The sequence below is a fragment of the Spirochaetota bacterium genome (assembly GCA_038043445.1).
In the GTDB taxonomy this organism is placed as follows: domain Bacteria; phylum Spirochaetota; class Brachyspiria; order Brachyspirales; family JACRPF01; genus JBBTBY01.
This window is the reverse complement of sequence record JBBTBY010000100.1, coordinates 1-21,611: the sequence shown is the minus strand read 5'-3', so window position 1 is coordinate 21,611 and position 21,611 is coordinate 1. Positions and strand designations below refer to the sequence as shown.

General features: G+C 55.7%; 15 protein-coding genes and 1 pseudogene. 9 read left to right on the top strand and 7 right to left on the bottom strand.

Going from position 1 to position 21,611, the window contains the following annotated elements; genetic code table 11:
* Window positions 1–41: 41 nt before the first annotated feature.
* From AABZ39_14545 to AABZ39_14505, 9 genes are all read left to right on the top strand, one after another.
* On the top strand, window positions 42–1,331 hold the full coding sequence (locus AABZ39_14545) for a hypothetical protein (protein ID MEK6795997.1): 1,290 nt from the start codon (window positions 42–44) through the stop codon (window positions 1,329–1,331).
* A 74-nt stretch (window positions 1,332–1,405) separates the two neighbouring features.
* The gene (locus AABZ39_14540) at window positions 1,406–3,448 is read left to right on the top strand and encodes a glycosyl hydrolase family 28 protein (protein MEK6795996.1); all 2,043 of its coding nucleotides are present in this window, start codon (window positions 1,406–1,408) and stop codon (window positions 3,446–3,448) included.
* A 60-nt stretch (window positions 3,449–3,508) separates the two neighbouring features.
* Window positions 3,509–5,512: an extracellular solute-binding protein gene (locus tag AABZ39_14535; protein MEK6795995.1), complete on the top strand. Its 2,004-nt coding sequence runs from the start codon at window positions 3,509–3,511 to the stop codon at window positions 5,510–5,512.
* A 41-nt stretch (window positions 5,513–5,553) separates the two neighbouring features.
* On the top strand, window positions 5,554–6,954 hold the full coding sequence (locus AABZ39_14530; protein MEK6795994.1) for a TolC family protein: 1,401 nt from the start codon (window positions 5,554–5,556) through the stop codon (window positions 6,952–6,954).
* Between the two features lie 3 nt (window positions 6,955–6,957).
* Window positions 6,958–7,653 carry an ABC transporter ATP-binding protein gene (locus tag AABZ39_14525; GenBank protein MEK6795993.1) on the top strand — a complete coding sequence of 232 codons (696 nt, stop codon included), beginning with the start codon at window positions 6,958–6,960 and terminating at the stop codon, window positions 7,651–7,653.
* 3 nt (window positions 7,654–7,656) lie between these two features.
* A complete protein-coding gene (locus tag AABZ39_14520; protein MEK6795992.1) occupies window positions 7,657–9,303 on the top strand; it encodes an efflux RND transporter periplasmic adaptor subunit in 1,647 nt (548 codons plus the stop codon).
* Window positions 9,303–10,535 (top strand): ABC transporter permease, encoded by a 1,233-nt coding sequence (locus AABZ39_14515; protein ID MEK6795991.1) that lies wholly within the window; start codon window positions 9,303–9,305, stop codon window positions 10,533–10,535. Before AABZ39_14520 ends, AABZ39_14515 begins: the two co-directional genes overlap by 1 nt.
* Before the next feature lie 126 nt (window positions 10,536–10,661).
* A complete protein-coding gene (locus AABZ39_14510; protein MEK6795990.1) occupies window positions 10,662–12,503 on the top strand; it encodes a S8 family serine peptidase in 1,842 nt (613 codons plus the stop codon).
* The gene (locus AABZ39_14505; GenBank protein ID MEK6795989.1) at window positions 12,500–13,462 is read left to right on the top strand and encodes a hypothetical protein; all 963 of its coding nucleotides are present in this window, start codon (window positions 12,500–12,502) and stop codon (window positions 13,460–13,462) included. The genes AABZ39_14510 and AABZ39_14505 overlap by 4 nt, the downstream gene beginning before the upstream one ends.
* 4 nt (window positions 13,463–13,466) lie before the next feature.
* Here AABZ39_14505 and AABZ39_14500 read toward each other — a convergent pair whose 3' ends face one another.
* The 7 genes and pseudogenes from AABZ39_14500 to AABZ39_14470 form a co-directional block, all read right to left on the bottom strand.
* On the bottom strand, window positions 13,467–14,228 hold the full coding sequence (locus tag AABZ39_14500; GenBank protein ID MEK6795988.1) for an ABC transporter permease: 762 nt from the start codon (window positions 14,226–14,228) through the stop codon (window positions 13,467–13,469).
* Window positions 14,215–15,210 carry an ATP-binding cassette domain-containing protein gene (locus AABZ39_14495; GenBank protein ID MEK6795987.1) on the bottom strand — a complete coding sequence of 332 codons (996 nt, stop codon included), beginning with the start codon at window positions 15,208–15,210 and terminating at the stop codon, window positions 14,215–14,217. Before AABZ39_14495 ends, AABZ39_14500 begins: the two co-directional genes overlap by 14 nt.
* Window positions 15,211–15,314: 104 nt before the next feature.
* Complete coding sequence (locus tag AABZ39_14490) at window positions 15,315–17,267, bottom strand: DUF4118 domain-containing protein (protein MEK6795986.1); 1,953 nt, start codon at window positions 17,265–17,267, stop codon at window positions 15,315–15,317.
* 10 nt (window positions 17,268–17,277) lie between these two features.
* Window positions 17,278–17,847: a potassium-transporting ATPase subunit KdpC gene (gene kdpC / locus AABZ39_14485; GenBank protein MEK6795985.1), complete on the bottom strand. Its 570-nt coding sequence runs from the start codon at window positions 17,845–17,847 to the stop codon at window positions 17,278–17,280.
* 8 nt (window positions 17,848–17,855) lie between these two features.
* Window positions 17,856–19,895 carry a potassium-transporting ATPase subunit KdpB gene (gene kdpB, locus AABZ39_14480; GenBank protein MEK6795984.1) on the bottom strand — a complete coding sequence of 680 codons (2,040 nt, stop codon included), beginning with the start codon at window positions 19,893–19,895 and terminating at the stop codon, window positions 17,856–17,858.
* A gap of 9 nt (window positions 19,896–19,904) precedes the next feature.
* Entirely contained in the window at window positions 19,905–21,380 is a 1,476-nt protein-coding gene (gene kdpA, locus AABZ39_14475) for a potassium-transporting ATPase subunit KdpA (GenBank protein MEK6795983.1), read from the bottom strand.
* 19 nt (window positions 21,381–21,399) lie between these two features.
* Window positions 21,400–21,555: pseudogene (locus AABZ39_14470) on the bottom strand (potassium-transporting ATPase subunit KdpA).
* Window positions 21,556–21,611 lie beyond the last annotated feature (56 nt).

Genomic DNA, 21,611 nt, shown 5'->3' with positions numbered 1-21,611 from the left:
AGTCGTATGATAACTTTGATAATTTCTTGAGGAGGACATCGATGAAGTCTCCCATCGAACATCTTAAAACGATATTTCCAGCTATGCTCGCGGTAATGATCCTTTGGGAGCATTGTCTTCTTGCCGGCACACAGTTACCGCGTATCATGACATCCCCCGGACCAGACGGTTGCCGCTTTACCGCAGTCGACAGCACGGGCAGCCGCACCTTCATGCCTATCGGCAATTCTCTGGTCCTTTTGGCTGGTCCCGAAAAAACGCCTGACCACGCGCTTTTTAGCCGCGGGTTTTATGACCCCGGACGCATGGATAGAACACTTACAGATATGTCAGCAAAGGGTTACACGGTCGTACGTGTATTTATATTTAAAGGACGGATATTCGTACGTCATATCATTGAGCCGGTGGTCATACTGACGAATTCTACGGGGGAGCTCAATTCTGTTTACATGTCGAATTTCTTCGATTTCCTTGACAGAGCGCGGGATCACTGGCTGCATGTACAAGTGGTTCTCGACGGCTATCCGGACAGCGCCTATTATCTCAGCCTTGCCACGAATGGTTCACCCGATGTTGACCCCATGAATCGAGAGGACATGGCTGCCGGGGCGATCGAGGCGAAACGGCAATATATCGAACGTGTTGTCCGTGCGGTAAAGGATCGAGGACATCTGCAGACTGTTTTCTGCTGGGAAATCAGCAATGAACCGTCATTTTCCACCGAGCAAAAACCCTTCAGCATGAGCCGCGGAGTTGTTGGAACCGCTGCCGGCATCTTTGATATGTCATTGCCCAATTCGCGACAGGCTTGTGCCGATGCGAACTTTTCAAACTCATTCTGTACAGGGCGTAAGGCGGTACGGTCCGTTGATCCGCAGGCGCTGGTATCGGTGAGCGTCTTTAGCCACGGGGCTGTGCGTAAAGCAGGACTCGAAACAGCAGGGCTTCTTCCTATAGACATGAAAAATAAATTATGGCCGCCGCGCTTCCGGTTGCTCTATGCCTGGCTCGATGTGGTCGATTTCCATGCCTATATCAGTAAAAGTAATCCCGCTACACCTCGACAGATACTTGAAGAACTTGATTTTGCACAGATCGCTGAACGCGCAGTAAAACCGACCATACTCGGTGAATTCGGGACTCACCGAAAGGAACAGCCGAATACCATTACGGCGGCGCAAGAACTGCACGCATGGCGGCAGGATTTTCTTGATGCGGGTTTTGCGGGGGCGAATCTGTTCACCTGGGACACAACGAACATGAGCCGTGTGACCGCGATCGAGGACGGTGGTATTGTCGGCGATCGGCTGTCACCCATCGCCGGAAAATAGCTGTCTATAATTTGTGAAGGAGATTGGAGAAAATGGAAAACAGGGTTTCTAGAGTATCCCTTCTCCCCGGATCTATGAAGGCACATCCGGTAATCATCGCGCTCATCGTGTATGCGGTGACGATGGGAGCCCAACAATACGACGTCACGTCATTTGGGGCCGTCGGCGACGCGGTCTCGCTCGACACTGCCGCCATTCAGAGAACGATCGATGCCTGTGCCGATGGCGGCGGCGGAAAGGTGGTGTTCCCGAAAGGCGTGTATCTGTCCGGTTCCATTGTGCTGAAAAGCAAAGTAACGCTTCTCGTCACACCCGAAGCGACTCTACTCGGCAGTAAGAACATACAGGACTACTCTACCGGAAGATTACTACAGGCGAACGGCGCATCCGATATCACGATCGAGGGCGGCGGCACCATCGATGGGCAGGGGGACAGCTTCTGGGTGAAAAAGGACAAGGAGTACGTCGGCGAGCCCTGGCATGGAACGGCGCAGTTCAATTACACCGCGCAGAAACGCCCGTCGTTCATTCATCTCCTGCGCTCGACGAACATCATCATACGCAACATTACGCTCACGAACAGCGCGTCGTGGACGGTGCATATGCAGCGCTGCATGAACGTGCTCGCCGAGAACGTGACGATACGGAATTTCCTCTACGGGCCGAACACCGACGGCTTTGACGTGAACTCCTGCGTGGATGTTACGATACGCGGCTGCGATATCATCACGGGGGACGACGGCATCGTGCTCAAGAGCACCGAACCCGGGCATGATCATCCGTCACGGAACATACTCGCCGAGCGCTGCCGCATCTGGAGCGCATGTAACGGGCTTAAGATAGGCACGGAAACGCATGACAGTTTTGAGAACATCGTGTTCCGGGATATCCATCTCTACAGCGATACGGATATCGCCCTCGACCGCACGCTCGCCGGGGTGGCGATAGAATCGGTTGACGGCTCGCATCTCTCCGGCATCTTTGTGTCGAACATCACCATGTCGAACATGAAAGCGCCGATATTCATCCGCCTCGGCCACCGGGGCAGGGACCAGGTCGCGCCGAAAGTCCCGGGGAAGATAGAGAACGTCGTCATGAAGAATATTACCGCAAAGCGTTCGATGTTCACCTCGTCGATAACGGGGATACCGGGATATTCCGTCGGGAACGGCATATCGCTTTCCGGGATCACGCTTGAATATGAGGGCGGCGAGGGTACGGGCAGCGTGCGCCGGGATGTGCCTGACAAGGAGTGCGTCGCCAAGTATCCGGAAGCACAGATGTTCGGGCAGCTCCCCGCATACGGGCTTTATATCCGTCATGCGAAAGGAATTTCCGTAAGCGATATGTATCTCTCATATCTCGAGGCGGATGCGCGCCCGGCGATCATTCTCGATGACGTGCGGGCGTCGACGATAGAGCGTGCCGCAGCGCGATCATCGACGGGGGAACATCCATTCATATGGGCGATCGATTCACGCGAGATAACCGTGCGCGGGTGCAGTGCGCCGCCCGGGGTAAAGACATTCGTCACGGTCGAAGGTGATGGGGCGTCCGCAGCAATGGTCACACTTACCGATAACCGTATTCCGGCAGGGGTAACGCCCCTCGCCGTGCGTTCGGCGGAAGACGTTCTCGCCGAGCTTCCGCTTTTCACCGAACGAAGCCGCGGTGTGGTCGTCATCGATCCGACGCGCATGAAGATCGTAGCCCCCATGACGGTCAATCGCGACCCATCGTTCCCGACCGCATGCATTGAGACGCCGGCCGCTAAGGCTCGTGACGCCGGCTTCGCGCAATGCCGGTTCACGGTAAGCGAGGACGGCGAGTATGTGATCCGCGTACGCGCATTCTCGGCGCGGGGGGAAGAGGATACGTTCTATGCATCGGTGGACGGAGGGGAGATATCGGTCTCCGATGTGCTTAAGAAGGGCGAATGGGCGTGGGACTTCGTCCGCAGCCGCGTGAACGACAAGACCGTACCCGAGGCGAGGACGACGTATCGGTTGACGAAAGGGACGCATATACTTAAGATACAGAACCGTGAGAGCGGGACGAAGATCGGCACTATCGTCGTCATGGAGAAGGACGCCGTATGTGAGCTGAACGGATTGTAACGGGATACGGCATCTCTCAGAGCGGTGAGCGATAGAAGTCCAGAGAAGGAGCAGCTACGCATGAACAAGATCACAGCATTCATAAAAAGCTACATCGGATTGCTTGCGATAGGGGCGGCGTTCATCATCTCGGCATTCGTCGTGTACCTCAACAACAGCGAGCCGTCCGAGGATGTATATACGGTGACGAAAGGCGATACTGTCGCATCCATCGCCGCAGCGTATAAGACCACCGCGGAAAGGATCGTTGATCTGAATTATCCTGATGTTGATGAGAAGGCGGCGCTTACCCCCGGGATGCGATTAAAGGTCCCGCGCGGGGCAGGTTCCAAGCAGATGACCATACGCATTGCGCACTGGAGCCTTGAGCCGGGGGCGCGCGACGGGCTCAATTTCATGGCGGCTGAATATCACAAATTATATCCGAACGTTCGTGTCGTGCAGGAGGCCATACCCGAGGCCACCTACGGCCAGTGGTTCACCACGCAGATGGTCGGCGGCACGCCTGCCGACCTCATGCGCGACGGCATGGTGGCCTACCCGCTCCTCGTCTCATACTATATGCGATACTTCACGCCGATGACCGAATATGTCATGGCGCCCAATCCGTACAATCGCAATAATGAATTCAGGGACGTCTCGCTGCGTGATACGATGAAGGACGGGCTGCGCAATTGTTATATCCCCGAAATGCAGGAATACATGGCGATAGGGCTCACCCTCCATATAGTCCGTATGTTCTACAATAAGACCATGCTGAAGCGATATACCGGATCGGATGTTCCGCCCGCGACGTTCAGGGAGTTCATCGACGTATGCGGCAAGGTCGAACAGTATAAATTCTTCGACACCAAGGCCAAGCGCGCGATCACCGGGCACAGTAACGCCATGCGTACGCTCGGGAAGGAAATGGATGCTCTTGCCGACGGGTCGGCTGATCGGATGAAACTCTCGGTAAAGATGCGCGAACACGCGGACGCCGTCAGCGCCATCGAGCGGGGGCTCACCTCGCTCACGCCGATAGCCAATTCGCGCTACCATATGAACCAGATCGAGGCGAATCTCTTCAACGTTATCACCACAAAAGCCCGCAACCTCATCGATTTCGATCATGACTGCACGGTGTCGGTCGTCGAGCAATACGCGGGCATGAAAGGGAAGAAGATCGACATGGACTACGGGCCCTACCGCGCAAAGTTCGATATCGTTTCCAACTACTGCCGATTTTCCATCCCCGGCTTCTCAGGGCTCAATCGCGACGATGCGGTCATGTTCTTCGTCCAGCAGCGCTCGCTTTTCATCCCGACAGGGACATGGGACGCCGGTATGCTCGAGCGGCAGGCGTCCGATAATGGCTTTGAGGTCGGCGTCATGGATTTCCCGTATCCCGGTCCGGACAGCCCCGAGCTCTATCGCTATTTCGAGGGTCCGGCGTATGAGGACCCCGTATCGAGCTTCCGCTTCGCCTGCGCGACACCCGAGGGGAACCCGGAACGTCAGCGCGTGGCCATCGACTTCCTTCTGTTCATGGCGGCAAAAGAGAACAACATCAAGCTCAACGGCATCATCGGATGGAACCCGAACATCGTCGGGGGGATACCGGATGTCGGATTGCTCAAGGGATTTCACCCGCATGCGGACGGCGTCGTGCCCGCGATGAATTTCCAGATCGGCGGGGAATCGACCATCAAGTGGCAGCAGATATACGCGCTTTTCTGGGTCGGTCAGATATCGTATGAGAAGTTTTGTGCGGATTTCGTGCCGTTCTATCTCTCGCGCGGGTACCAGGATTACATCACGATGAACAAGAATTGGCGGCGTTCGCTTCATACCGATGAGAAGCTTGCAAGCATGCTTCGCGTCAAGGGGTTCCTTTCCGCCGACACGGCAAAGAACACGGAGCAGTGGGTGAAGTACCGCTATGCAGCGGCCCGCCCGCTTGTGCGTGAAATGAACGTGAGCTACGAGCGTGCGCTTCTGGTCAATGCGGATCGAGGGAAGGATGCCATACCGACCGCGTACGAGTATGCCCCGGCGGTGAAAGCGCGCTACGGCATGCACTGATTTGACAATAGTTCAAAATCTTACTATACTCTCTCCCATCTATGGTATCACCGTTTTGTGCACGGGTTTGTGCGCTTTTCATCTGCGTATCGGCTGCCGTCATCGCCGCGGAAAAGCAGTTCTTCGCGCTGCCGGAGGTCGAAAAGATCGTCCTTCTGCGCAATGCCGATGCGATAATCGCGAGCAATGGGCTCATCATCAACAGGAATAAATATCAGTCCGCGGTCAACAAGTTCTTCCTTCCCGACATTCGCCTCTCGGTAACATCGCCCCTGTCGCTCGACGGGAACTATTCCTCGACGGACAATTCGTATGTGCTCGGGACCAATTATTATCTCGTGGGTACGCTCGCCCTCGAGGAAAAGCTCCCCTGGGACATGCTCATCCGCGTTGAGGCGAGCTATAAATTCTCGGGGCTCCCGTCCGTATCCAACGGTTTCTCCGGCCGCGTCACCGTGACGCAGCCCTTCCTGAAAAGGAATGACGACGGGTATGCCGTCGACGCCGCACAGAAGGACTATCAGTACTCGCTCCGATCGTTCGTCCAGAACGAGCGCGATCTCATCTACAGCACGGAATCGGCGTACTACGACCTCGTTACGAGCGAGATATCGCTCTCGAGCACGCGGCGGCGGCTCACGCGGAGCGCCACCAACCTCATCGATACGGGCAACAAGTACAAGGCCGGGCTCATCAACGAGATAACGTATCTCAGGCTCACGCAGAACTACAAGAAGAGCCTCGCCGCGTTCGAGGGGCAGCAGCAGGCGCATCGCACGCTCAAGTCGTCGATGGCCCTCCTCATGGGGAACACCAATCTCGACTTCGCCATCGACCTCTCGCTCCCCTTCACGCTCATCGAGTATGAGAAGGAACGCTCCATCACACGTTCGATCTCCAACGACGTAACGCTCCTTTCCTACGATATAGCCGTATGGAAAGAGAAACTCGCGCTTGAAAAAGCGCTGAACGCGTACGACCCCAACGGCAGCGTGTCGCTCACGGCCGCGCGCGATTATCACGCGAATTACGACATCGGCGTCACGTTCAGTCTTTCAACGGCCATTTTCGAGCGCTTCCAGCGGGGCATCGCGGTCGAGAGCTCCGCGCTTGCGGTATCGAATTCAATGCTGCTCGCATCGGAACGGCGGAAGACCGTGCAGTCGATGATAGACAAGAACATCGATAATCTTTCCAACATACGCAGGAACATCGAGATAAACGAGGAAAGCTTCGCCATTGCGAAGAAATCGCTCGCCATCGACGAGGAGCGCTTCACGCTCGGGCTCATCTCTGCGGACACGCTCATCAAGACCGAGGACGATTACTATGAGAACGAACTGGCGCTCCTTACGCAGAAGGCGGCGTACCTCAAGGCGATAAGCTATCTCGAGAATAAATTCTGGATGGTGCGTGCCGCCGCGCCGGCGACGAACCGGTAGCATATGAAGCCGCTCATCCATCTTTCCAGGCTTTCCAAGACGTATCAGGTGGGGGATTCGCTCATCCATGCGCTGCGCGAGATAAACCTTTCCATCTATAAAGGCGAATATGTCGCCATTCGGGGCCATTCCGGTTCGGGGAAATCGACGCTCATGAACATACTCGGCTGCCTCGATCAGTCGACGAGCGGGACATATATCCTCAACAATGTGAACGTCGAATCGTTGAGCGACGATCAGCTGAGCGACATACGCAACCGCGAAATAGGCTTCGTGTTCCAGACGTTCAATCTCTTCATGAGAAAGAACGTCTATTTCAACGTATCGCTCCCGCTCACCTATTCGCACCGTACGGCCGCACCGGGGCGTGAGCGCGTGCTCGCGATGATAGAGAAGGTCGGGCTTTCGGAGCGCATCCATCACAAACCCAATGAGCTCTCCGGCGGCCAGCGGCAGCGTGTGGCCATCGCCCGCGCACTGGTCACCTCCCCCTCGCTCATCCTCGCCGACGAACCGACGGGGAACCTCGACAGCACCACATCGCGGGAAATAATGAAGATATTCGACTCACTTCATAAGGAAGGATGTACGATAATCATAGTGACCCATGAGGCGGACATTGCGGCGCACTGCAAACGCCAGGTGTTCATTTCCGACGGAAGACTATCCGAAGGCAAGCCGAAACGGGTAAGGGCGTAACAGATGGCACGGACGATACTGATCATCGGCACTATCCTCTGCCTCATCGCAGGCTGCTCGAAGAAGAAAGAGAACCTCCTCCTCGTAAGCACGGTCATTGAGGGCGATTTCACCGAATCGCTGACGGCCACCGGTTTCCTCGATGCGATCAATTCCGTCGACGTGCTCGCGCCGAATTTCCAGGGATCGTCCACGCTCATCTATCTCATCACCGAAGGCGCGTTCGTGAACGAGGGCGACAAGATCGCGCAGTTCGATTCAGGGACCCTTGCCGATCAGCTCACGTCCACCGAGGACAAGATAAACAATGCGAAATACGACATCGATAATACCGTGGCAACGTGGAACGAGACCATCATGTCGCTCTCGAACTCGTTGAGCGACCGTGAGACCGCGATGAAGATACAGGAGTTCAGCCAGGAGGCGCTCAAGTTCGCGCCGCGCGTCGACCAGGAGAAGGGAAAGCTCGACAAGCTCAAGGCGGAACGCGACCTCTACGATACGAAATCGAAGATAAAGATGGCGGTACTTAACAATGACCGCGTCATGCGCACGAAGATCGATACGCTCAGACGGCTCGAATACGACCGCGGGACGCTCACTACCAATATCTCACGGTGCATGGTGTACGCGCCGAAAAAAGGTCTTGTCGTCTACAAGACAAAGAACCCCTGGACCAAGGAAAAGATAAAGATCGGCGACACGCTGCGCCGCGATCAGATCTATCTATCCATCCCTGATCTTGAGCGGATGCAGGTGAAGATGGAGATAAACGAGGTCGATATACACCGGGTACGCAACGGTCTGCCGGTACGGATAACGCTCGATGCGTTCCCCGATAATGCGTACACCGGCCGTGTCTCGAGCGTCGGCGCGCTTGCGCACGCGAAAGTGAACAATACCGATATACAGGTCTTTGACGTCGTTGCGAACGTACGTGAAGTGGATGTCGACCGCCTGCGCCCCGGCATGTCGGCACGCGTGGAAATAACGATAGCCGCGTATCCCGATGTGTCGTTCATACCCCTCGACGCGGTGTTCAACAAGCAGGACGACAAGGGCACGGTGTTCCTCCTCGCGCGCGGAGGCCTTGCGAAACAGGAAGTGATACTGGGGCCGAAGAACGACGATTATGTCATCATTCAGTCGAAACTGCCGGAAGGGGCGAAGCTTGTACTCTATGACCCGGTCATCGAAGAGAGCGGTTTCAGGATAAGCCAGTATTCGCTCAAGAACTATGCGCCGGCGAAAAAACGGTCGACCAATGCGGCATCCGCCCTGCCGGTAATGCCGCCGATAGAGGAGAAAGCGGAGAAAAAACGCCCGGCGGCGAACACCGCTCCCGCTGCAGAGGCCGTGGCACCTCCCGATACACGCGCAGCGGCCGCGGAGAGCACCAATGCTGCAGAAACGGCCCCGCAGACGAACCGCAAAAAGGGTTTCTCACTTGAGCAGATAAAACAGTCGAAGCCTGAGGACTATAAGAAAATAGAAGAGTACATGAAGCGTAATAATCTTACCGAGGATGCATTTAAGACCAACCGTACCGCAATGACGAAGATGATGACCGAGCTCGGTCTTGTCAGGAAACGTACTACGAACGCTGCACCGAGCGGTGAACGCCCTGAACGCGGAGAGGCCCCGCAATAATGATACGCATCCTCATTGTAAGCCTCGGCATAGCCTTTGACGGCATACTCACACATAAACTGCGAAGCCTCCTTACCATGCTCGGTATAATATTCGGCGTCACCGCCGTCGTATCCATGCTCGCCATCGGCAGCGGTGCGCAGGAGGAGATACTTAAAAAGATAGCGGTCATGGGTATCAATAATATCTATGTGTACGACGTGCAGAGCGTGCGGCAGAGCGAAGTGGTCAAGGGGCAGTATCTCTCGACCGGTCTCTCGCACATCGATGAGCGCTCGTTCATCGAGCTCATCGGGCCCTATGCGACGATAATACCCGTCAAGGATAAGACCACGCCGGTATATTTCATGACGTACAAGGGTGAAACGAAAGTGGTCGGTACGAGCGAGAAGTACTTCAAGGCGCTTTCGCTCAGGATGAAAGAGGGGCGCTTCATCAATGACCTCGACGCGGGTGCGGACGTGGCCGTCGTCGGCGGCGGGCTTGCGCTGCGCTTACGGCGCGAGGGGGAAGTGCTGGGATCGCAGATAAAGCTCCGCGATTCCTGGTACCGTGTCATCGGCGTGCTTGAGAGCAAGGCGATCGCGGTGAAGAAAGACGACAATATGGACTACGAGGATTTCAATTACAATATTTATGTGCCCGTTGACGCCGATATCCTGGAAAAACCCGACGCACTCTCACCCGACATAAGCCGCATCATCATCAACTGCAATGACAAGGAGCAGGTCGGCAAGGTCGGCATCATCATCGAACGGATATTGCTCAGGCATCACCGCAATCTCAGGGATTTCAAGATAGTCATACCCGAGGAGCTCTTAAAACAGCACCGCGAGACGCAGCGCATATTCGATATCGTGCTCGGATGCATCGCCGGCATTTCACTGCTCGTGGGCGGCATCGGCATCATGAACATCATGCTCGCATCGATACTCGAACGTACGAAGGAGATAGGCCTCTGCCGCGCGGTCGGCGCGAAGAAGCTCGAGATACGCCTGCAATTCCTGCTCGAGGCGGTGCTCCTTACAATATTAGGCGGGCTCCTCGGTATCATACTCGCGTTCATCATCACGGCGGTGATAACGCTTATCTGGCATATGCCTACGCGCGTGACCGTTTCTTCCTGCGTGCTGTCGTTCACGATATCGGCGCTCGTGGGCATCGTGTTCGGGTTCTTCCCCGCGAAGAAGGCGGGGGATATGAACCCCATCGATGCGCTCAGGTATGAGTGAAACGAATCTGACGAATTCTGTCATAGTGCACTGAATTTTTCTTCCAGCGTATATTATCATATGCTTTTTCCTTGACTTTTACGGCCGGCGATAGTATAAACGATGCTCATACCAACGGATGTCCCCATGGAAAGACACTTCTTCATACTCATCGTTCTGCTCACGACCGTACTGCCTGCCGCAGGGATAGAAGAAATTTCACGCAAAGGCAAGAAAAGCTCTATACTCTCGTCATCGCTTTCCGAGGTTACCGGCGGCACAGCGCGGAGTACGGAGCAATTCCGCAGAGAGTACCCGATGCGTGACGGCGCCATGGTGCTTCATGCCCGCGTGAATGGAAAACGCGACCGTGCCGATACAAGCGCCGATATTGTCCGTGCCGGCGGCATCATCACCGGAGAAAGTAAAGATATAATAGAGTTTTCCATTGCACCGGATACGATACGCTTGCTCGAGGGCATGTCCGGGGTTGCACACATTGGGCCTGCAATGCGAGCTATCCCGCTCGTTATTGAGGGAGAGAACGTGGTGCTCACCAAAGCGTCGAATATGCACACCAACGGCTATGACGGCCGCGGAATTAAGGTCGGCATTATCGACCTTGGATTCTACAGCAATACGCAGGCGATAGCAGCGGGAGAATTACCATCGACGGTCATTACGCGCGATTTTACGGGCACAGGGTTTGAAGCATCCGCTGACGGCGTTCATGGAACAGCGGTTGCTGAGGTGGTGCATGAAATGGCACCGGCGGCGCAACTGTATCTTTGTAAAGTTAGATACAGCCTGGAGCTGCAGCAGGCCTATGATTATTGCAAATCGATGGGTGCGCATATAATCAATCACTCCGCGGCATGGGTCGGCGCCAGTACCGGCAGGGGTGACGGACCGATTTGCGCTATTGTGAACGATGCGTACTCGAACAATATTCTCTGGGTAAATGCCGCCGGTAATCATGCACAGATGCATTGGCAGGGCACGTATAGCGACGCGAACGCCGATGAGCTTCACGATTTTTCCGGGACATCATACGTGAATACGCTCGGTCCACTCGCCGGCGGGCAAGTGGTAAACATTGTCCTTACTTGGGACGACGTGTGGGGTGCGAGCACGAACGATTATGACCTATTACTGTTACGGTGGAACGGTTCGGCATGGTCACTTGTTGCTATCAGTGAAGACACGCAGAACGGTGATGACAATCCCGTGGAAGGGATAGTCGGAACGATCGGTACCGCGGGGACCTATGCCGTGGCTGTCGGCAAATACAGCGGGGAAGCAAAAAAGCTGAGGATATTCAACCTCTCTGCAGGAAATCTAACGTACAAGTCGACCGCAGGGAGTGTAACAACGCCTTCAGACGCAAAACACGCCTTCGCTGTCGGCGCGATAAATTACGCCAACTGGCCTTCCGGTCCGCAGGAGTCGTACAGCTCGCTCGGCCCGACCGTCGATGGACGTCTGAAACCGGAGATATGCGGTGTCGATAACAATACGAATTACATGTATGTGCGTTTTACAGGAACATCGTCCGCCTCGCCGTGCGTGGCGGGCGCCGCCGCGGTCATATGGAGCGCGTATCAGAACTGCGCCGCGCGTGATGTGTGGAATGCGCTCATTCACTATGCCCGCGATCTCGGGCCCGCCGGACCGGATAACACGTACGGCTACGGCGCGGTGAATATAGAAGTGGTGAAGCGTTTTGCCGCCATCAACAATGCGTACCGCGGTGTCGGCGATATCATCATCGATCAGGTGCCGCAGGGAACTGTCATACGCATCTATGCTGTCTCAGGGAAGATCGTGACCGCGCTCCGTGTCGCTGACGCGAGCGGGAGCGCGCGCTGGAATGTGCGCAATGCCGGGGGGACTGCGGTCGCGCCGGGTGTGTATTACTGCACGGTACAGGAGCCATCGGGCGTCATGAGAACGACACGGATAATGATAACCCGGAGCAGATATCAATGAGAAGCCGCATCGTTGCTGTACTGTTCTTCTGCGGAAGTATCGCTCATCCCTATGTCGGGGCGAGCGCGCTTGAGTTCATGAACATCGATATGTGCGCGGTGTCATCGTCATTCGGCGGTGCCGGGAGCGCATCATCAGGGACGATAGAAGGGGTGTACAAAAATCCCTCCTCGATCACCGGTCTTCCGACGGCGTTCTCCGTGTATGGATCGTATGCGCTCTATGTCCTCGATTCGCTATACTCCGGGGCTTTCGCGTATCAATTCGAGAATGGTATTGTCCTTGCATTCGGCACCAAGGGTATATTCTATAACGCGATAGAAGCGGGTATTCCCTACACGAGCGGCTTTTCGACGAATCTCGGCGCCTTCGATCTATACGCGGCAGGGGCTATCGCACTTCCGCTCGGTGATATGCTCTCGCTTCCGATAGGGTTTTCCGTCGGCGCAACGCTCGGGTATGCGCTTGAAGTCCTCGATACGACGGCGATACACGCATTCGTCGCATCGGTCGGCGGTGTCGCGTTCTTTGTGGAAAGGAAACTCACCGCAGGCGTAACGATAAAGAACATCGGCATTGGCGGTACGGATGCGGAGACGATACTGCCGCCGCTTGAGATACTCCTCGGTGCGGGATATACCTGGGACGTGATCGATGCACTGTCACTGAAAGGACTTCTCGATATCGACGCTCTTTCATTCGCGCAGGGCGGCATTCCCACCGTGCGTGCAGGTGTCGAAGTGCTCATCATGAAATTCGCCGCCGTGCGGCTGGGATGCGTGTACGCCGACAGCCAATTCGATATCACCGCAGGCGCCGGTGCGAAATTCTCCCTCACCGCCGGCGCGCCGTTCTCCGTGGATTATTCGTTCAGCACGGCGACATGGATAGGCATGCGGCATACGCTGTCGATGTCATATTCATTCGGGGATATCCGCGGACAAAAAACGACACGCTGAAGTATTAAACCACTTCACTCGTCTCGAACGCCCATGCCGCGATGAGCACCAGCACGACCGCACTCACCGTACAAACCATCGCGCAGAGGAATATCGGTATCGCCGATGAACCGATGAGAAGCGCGCGCAGCCCCTCGATGCCGTAGGTGAGCGGATCGGCGAAGGATGCGACCTGTACCCACGAGGGGAGATTCGTTATCGGCGCAAAGGCGCCTGAGAGGAAAAGAACAGGCATGATGAGGAAGTTCATCACAAGGCCGAAACCCTGTTCATCCTTCATGCGCGAGGCGAAGATGAGCCCTATCGATGTGAAGATGAACGATATGAGCATCATGAACCCGACGGCCGCGGGGAGCACCAAGAGAGAGAAACGGAAACCCAGGAACTGCGATGCGATGAGTATCATCACCGCCTGAAATACACCGATGGTGGCGCCGCTCACGATGCGCCCGATGACGATAGCCACGCGCGACACGGGTGCTACCATTATCTCTTTGAGGAACCCGAACTGTCTGTCCCAAAGAACGGAAAGCCCCGAGAACATACCGCTGAAGAGCATGGTCATGCCGAGCATGCCGGGGACAAGAAAACCGAGATACGTGGTGCCTTCCTTAATTCCGGGTATCATCGCGCGGCCGAAACCGGCGCCGATGGACACGAGCAGGAAGAACGGTATGACGATATTGCCGATGATGCGTGAGGGCGAGCGGAAGAATCGCTTCATATCGCGGAGCCAGAGTATGGCGATGGCTTTAGCGGTTCGCATGATCATGACCCCTGCCAATGTTCTTTTTTCCCTTGCCGTTCTCGTCCGCTTCGCGTATCGCCTTGCCGGTGAAATGCATGAACACATCGTCGAGGCTCGGTTTGTGGAGGGAAACCGACGTGACAGAGACGCGCGCTTTCGCCGCGAGCGCGAGAATGGCGGGTATGCGCTTTTCCGCAGTATCCATGGTAAGGCGCACCATGCCGCTGTGCCCGGTCGCCGCATGTATCCAGCGCTGGCGCTTGCATGTGCTTACCAGCTTCTCTATCTTGCCGTGAATGCTGAGCTCAACGATATCGCCGCCAAGAATGTCCTTAAGCGCCTTCGGTGTATCAAGTGCGACTATCTTCCCGTGATCGATGATGAGTATGCGATGCGAAAGAAAATCAGCTTCTTCCATGTAATGCGTTGTCAGCATCATCGTAATGCCGGTATCCGCATTGAGCTTTTTCACATAGTCCCAGATGTGACGCCGCGTCTGCGCATCGAGACCTATCGTCGGTTCGTCGAGAAAAAGCACTTCGGGCCGATGCATGAGCCCGCGCGCTATCTCGAGCCTTCGTTTCATGCCGCCGGAATACGCCTCCACCTTCTTGCCCGCCTGATCGGTGAGCTCAACGAGCGCGAGCACTTCGTCCATGCGCGCTTTGCGTTCCCTGCCTTTCATGCCGTACATCATCGCGTGGAATGAAAGGTTCTCCGCGCCGGTAAGGCGGCTGTCGAGCGCCGGCTCCTGGAACACGACGCCTATCGATCTTCTCACAAGATCGCGCTCCTTGCGTATATCATGACCCATTATCGTCGCATGACCGGACGTCGGCTTAAGGAGCGTGGATAGGACATTGATCGTCGTTGTCTTCCCGGCGCCGTTAGGACCGAGAAAACCGAATATCTCGCCCTCTGCAACATCGAACGATATGGCATCAACAGCGAGGGTTTTCTTGAATTTTCGGGTGAGCGATTCAACGTGTATTGCTGTCATATGTGTTCACGTGACGGTATAATGAGCGATTTATTGCATCATTCGATGATACAATATAAAAAACGGCGTGAAAAGCAATTACATACCGAAAGCGGATGATATGCTTATATTATCAACTCATAAAAATTTGCGATGGCCATTCCCGCCACATGGATGAACGAAGCGAGCAAACGATCCTCTTCATACGTTAGCGGCTCGGGCCGTCGTATGCACAGAACGCCCAGCGTTCCCTTCAGCGTTATCGGCGCGTAGAACCAAGGCGAGGACGAAAGCGTTTTTGTCCCGAAACCCGCTTTCTCCGAATGTTCGAACACCCATTGTGCGATGCTGTTCTCCTGCTCCCCCATGACTGCCAGCGGTGAAGATGAGACGGCCGAAACACGCCCTTCATGCGGTATATACAGCACCGCGGTACCGCTGAAAAGATCGGCGATAAGTCCGGTTATCCTGTTCGAAAGTCCGCTGAAATTCTCCGCAGAAAGAAGGTCCTTGCTGAATTGATAAAGCGATGCGAGCACCTGTTCATTGCGCTTCGCGGTCTCTTTCTGCCGCCGGATGCGGTCCGAGAGAATGCTTGTCGCAATACCGACAGCGGAGAGAACGCCGAACGTAAGAAGATAATGCGGATCGGCGATGGTAAATGTGAAAATGGGCGGCACAAAGAAAAAATTATAGCAGAGCACCGCGATGACCGAAGCGGCAATGCCGGCGATCATACCGCCGAAGAGGCTGCTCACAAGTATCGGCATCAGATAGATGAGTACGATGTCCTGAAGTCCGAGAGCGAATATGCGCTGTGCCGGGAATGCGAGCGCGGTCGCCGCCGCCGTTACACCGAGTGCAAGCGCGATCCGACGCACCGGGAACGAAGAGCGTTCATGCTGTTTCTTGATCTCCGGGGGGCGCCCCGAGCCGCCGGGTATCACCAGGACCTGGATGGGATCACTTTTCCTGACTATCTCGTCGATGATAGAACCCCGCACCATGCGTTCGAGTGCAGACCGCCGGGAGAATCCGATGACGATGAGCGTGATGTTCTTCGCCTTGGCAAAGCGGACGATCTCATCCGCCGGTCTATCGCCGCTCAGCTTCATCACTTCCCCGCCCAATCCCTCTGCAAGCGCAAGATTCCCGTTCAGCTGCACGGAATCCGTTCGCTTCGGGATCATCCCGGGCGTTTCCACATAGACCGCCGTCCAGCGTGCATCGAGTCCCTCGGCGAACTGCTGCGTCGTCCGTATAAGCTGCGCCGATGACGGGCTTGCGCTCACGCAGACAAGGAGCCTCGAACCCGCGGGAATGACACCGGCTATGCCTGTCCGTTCCCTGTACGCAGCGATATCATCGTCGACACGCCGCGCCGTAACGCGGAGCGCGAGTTCCCGCAATGCAAGAAGATTCGATTTCCTGAAGAATTCCATCGCCGCAATCCTTGCCTTCTCCGGGATATATACTTTTCCCTCTTTGATCCGTTCGGTCAATTCCTCCACGGGTATGTCGATCAGCTCGATCTTATCCGCCATGGCGATGATGCGGTCAGGGACCGTTTCCCGTACACGTACGCCGGTTATCTGGAATACGGTATCGTTGAGACTTTCAATATGCTGCACATTCATGCAGGAATATACGTCTATACCTGCATTCAGTATCTCCTCGACATCCTGGTAGCGCTTTTCATGCCGCAAGCCGTGTACATTCGTGTGTGCCAGCTCGTCGACAAGAGCAAAAGCGGGTTTGCGTGCGATCACCGCGTCGATATCCATCTCTTCGAGGTCTATCCCTTCATAGATGATCTTCTTCCGCGGCAGCGCATCGACGGCGAGCATGAGGTATTCAGTTTCTTCACGTCCGTGCGTTTCGATGTACGCGGCAACAACGTCTTTGCCGTTTTCCCTGAGGAGTATCGCTTCGCGGAGCATGCGGTATGTCTTCCCGACGCCCGCTGCAAATCCGAGGAATAGTTTAAGGTGGCCGCGTTCCGTGCTCCGGGCGCCTTCTTCATCGTCGAGAGCGCGAAGCAGCGCATCCGGGTCGGGGCGTTCTGTTCCGTTCGTCATCGTCTGCACCTCAACGATTCGTCACAGGGAGATCGAGCGCGAGATTCAATTTCAGCACATTCACGAACATCTCGCCGAACAGAATATACCGGCGCTCGGCATTGCTGTCAATGATCGAACGGATGTATTCTGTCGTCATGTTCCGGGTTCTCGCGATACGCATGGATTGTTCACATGCCGCATCCATACTTATGTGCGGATCGAGACCGCTCGCGGAGGCGAGGACACGATCCGCGCTTACCGCGCCGTTCGATGAGAGCATCTCCTCTCTCCGTATCGCGGCTATTCGATCCGACACCTGCGCGCGGAACGCATCGTTCAAAGGACCGAAATTATATCCGCCCGAATTACCCGCGTTATAGTCAACCGCCGACGGCCTTCCGTGAAAGTAGTGCGCATTGGTGAATTCTTGTCCGATCAGTGCCGACCCGATGATGACACCGTCCTTTCTTATTATGCTTCCGTTCGCCTGCCCGGGGAATACATGCTGCGAGATGCCGGTGATAGCGAGGGGATAGATGAAGCCGAGAAACGCCGTAGATACGACAGTGAATAGAATGGCGCTGATCAGGATTTTCATAGTGGCTCCTATTTTACGAGATGCATGGCGACGATGAGCATGTCCACAAGCTTGATGCCTATGAACGGGAGCAGTATCCCTCCCGCGCCGTAGATGAAGATATTCTTGCGAAGCAATGCCGATACCGAGCTTGCACGATACTTCACGCCGCGAAGCGCAAGAGGAATGAGCAATGGTATGATGAGTGCGTTGAATATCACCGCCGAAAGCACGGCGCTCTGCGGGCTTGTAAGATGCATGATATTAAGGATGCCGAGCACGGGAAATGCAGCAGCGAAGAGGGCGGGAATAATGGCAAAATATTTCGCCACATCGTTGGCAATGCTGAAGGTGGTGAGCGCGCCGCGCGTGATCAGTATTTCCTTGCCTATCTCCACGATGTCAAGGAGCTTCGTCGGCGATGAGTCGAGGTCCACCATGTTCGCCGCTTCCCGCGCCGCCTGCGTTCCGCCGTTCATCGCCACTGCAACGTCGGCCTGTGCGAGCGCCGGGGCATCGTTGGTTCCGTCGCCGATCATTGCGACAAGATAACCTTGCGCCTGGTACGATCGAATGCGCGCGAGCTTCATCTCCGGTTTCGCCTCGGCGATAAAATCGTCAACACCCGCTTCCGCCGCTATCGATGTTGCGGTAAGCCTGTTGTCGCCGGTTATCATCACCGAGCGTATCCCCATTTCGCGGAGCTTTGCGATACGGTTCGCGATCCCTTCTTTGACGATATCCTTAAGACGAATGATTCCGAGCACCTTCCTCCCTTCCGCGACGACAAGGGGCGTATCGCCGTTACGGGCAATCAGCGCAGTGCGCTCTCTCACCGCATCGGACATCGCTCCCCCATTCCCGCGGACAAAAAGTTCGATAGCATCCATCGATCCTTTCCGTATCTCGCGGGTGCCGATGGTGATGCCGCTCATGCGGCTCTGCGGCGTAAAGGGGACGAATATCGCCGCGTTGGGTGCGCGCATATCGCGTCCGCGTACGCCCAGTTCCTTCTTCGCGAGCGTGAGAACGCTTCGCCCTTCGGGCGTTTCATCGGCGATGGACGCGAGCACCGCCGTTTCGATGAACTCTTTCATGTCGAACGCATCGGCAAGGATGAACTCATTCGCCATGCGGTTGCCGAGGGTGATCGTGCCGGTCTTATCGAGGAGAACGATGTTCACGTCGCCGGCCGCTTCCACCGCGCGTCCGCTCAACGCGATGACGTTCTTCTGAAGGAGCCGGTCCATGCCCGCGATGCCGATGGCGGGAAGGAGCGCGCCGATGGTCGTCGGCATGAGGCAGACGAGAAGCGAGACGAGCACGGTGATCGATATGGTCACGTTCATGTAGTTCCCGAAAAGCGGGAGCGTTACGACAACGACGATGAAAAGCGCCGTAAGTGAAATGAGGAGTATCTCAAGCGCGATCTCATTGGGCGTTTTCGTGCGCCGTGCATTCTCCACCATCGATATCATCCTGTCGAGAAAGGAATCGCCCGGATTCGCGCTTATGCGGATCTTTGCCGACCCAGAAAGCACTTTCGTGCCGCCGGTGACACCGCATCGATCGCCGCCCGATTCGCGTATGACGGGCGCCGATTCCCCGGTGATAGCCGATTCGTCGACCAGGATCGTTCCTTCGATAACGTCGCCGTCGCCGGGTATCATCTCTGTTTCGGCGACGATGACGATATTACCAGAGCGAAGATCTGTCGCCGGCACTTCCTCGACGGCACCGGATGCGATCCCGTCCCGTGCCATTCGTCTCGCCTTGTTAAGGCTCCGCACATTCTTAAGCGAGTTCGCGCGCGCTTTTCCCTGTATCTCCGCGAACGCCTCGCCGAAATTCGCGAAGAGCACCGTGAACCACAGCCATATCGATATCTGAAGATGAAATGAAAAATCGCCGTGTGCCGCGATAATGCGGAATGATTCGAACAGAGTGACGACCGCACCCGCCTCGACGATGATCATGACGGGATTGCGCCAGAGCGAGATGGGGTTCAGGCGTGCGAAAGACTCTTTCAGAGAATCGCGTACGAATCCTGGTTTCCAGATAGTGCTCATGAAATGCTCCTATTGGTATACGAGGAAATGTTCGAGGATAGGCCCGAGGGAGAACACCGGAAAGAAGGTAAGCGCACCCATGATGATGATAACGCCGATGAGCATGCCGATGAAAAGCGGTCCCGTCGTCGGGAATGTCGCCGATGTGGCAGGCACCGTGTTCTTGTTTGCAAGCGATCCTGCGATGGCAAGCATGGGTATTGTCGTAGCATAGCGCCCGATGAGCATGCCGAAACCGAGCGTGAGATTGTAGAACACGGTATTTGCGTTGAGGCCGGCAAAGGCCGAGCCGTTGTTCCCCACGGCCGAACAGCAGGCGTATAAGATCTCGGAAACGCCGTGCGCGGATATATTCGTAAGGCTTGCACGTCCTGTTCCCGTCGCTATTGCTATACCCGCGAGAACAAGTATCGCGATGAACGGCAGTATAAGACTTATCATCGACATGGACATCTCGAAAGGGCCGAGCTTCTTGCCGAGGAATTCGGGCGTTCTGCCGACCATAAGTCCTGCGACGAACATCGTCAGAATGATGTAATGGAACATGCCGATGAGCCCTACGCCGACCCCGCCGAATATCACCTCGCCGATGCCGATGTTGAACAGTGTGACAAGTCCGGTGAGCGGCAGCGCGCTGTCATGCATGAAGTTCACGGAGCCGTTTGAGGTGGCGGTCGTCAGCTGTCCCCAGAGTATCGATGGAACGATCCCGAAGCGCATCTCTTTTCCTTCCATGTTCACACCGGAGACCGCTCCCAGCCGCTGCAGCATAGGGTTTCCCCGTATTTCGGCGATCATGACAACAGAAAGCCCGGCGATCAGCAGCAGGAACATGGCGATGAATATCGCGCGCGCCTGCTTTTTATTGCCGAGGAGGCCTCCGAGCATGAATACGAGTGCTGCGGGAAGGAACAATAGTGAAAAAGTTTCAACAACATTGCTGATGATGGTAGGGTTCTCGAACGGATGCGCCGAGTTCGCGTTGAAAAACCCGCCGCCGTTCGACCCGAGTTGTTTGATCGCTATCTGCGATGCCGCGGGACCGACGGCTATCGTCTGCGTCGCACCCTCAAGCGTATGCGTTGTCACGTGCGATGCCAGTGTCTGCACAACACCCTGCGACACAAGTATCATCGAAGTTATGAGCGCAAGCGGCAAAAGCACGTACAACACAGCACGTGTCGTGTCCACCCAGAAGTTACCGAGCGATACGGCGCTCTTTCGAGTGAACCCCCGGACCGCAGCAAGCAGCGCGGCAATACCGGTAGCCGCGGACAAGAAATTGTGCACGGTGAGTCCCGCCATCTGTGTCAGATAGCTCATCGTCGTCTCGCCGCCGTATGCCTGCCAGTTCGTGTTCGTCACGAACGATATTGCCGTGTTGAGTGCCGTGTCCCATCGCACCGCACCGATCTTTTCCGGGTTGAACGGGAGCCCCCCCCTGCACGAGCTCCAGCAGGAACAGGGATACGATCCCGATGGCATTGAGAACAATTATCGAGAACGCATAGGTTTTCCATGACATTTCTTCGCTCGGATCTATACGGCAGAGGCGATAGACTAACTTCTCGATCGGAACGAGGATCGGTGTAAAAAACGACCGTGTAAGCGCAGACCAAATTGAAGACAAGCAGACCGATTGGCTGGTCAGGCCGTACATCCCACTAGGCGAGTATACCGTCCTGGCGGGGATGCCTGGGGTCGGCAAGTCCACGG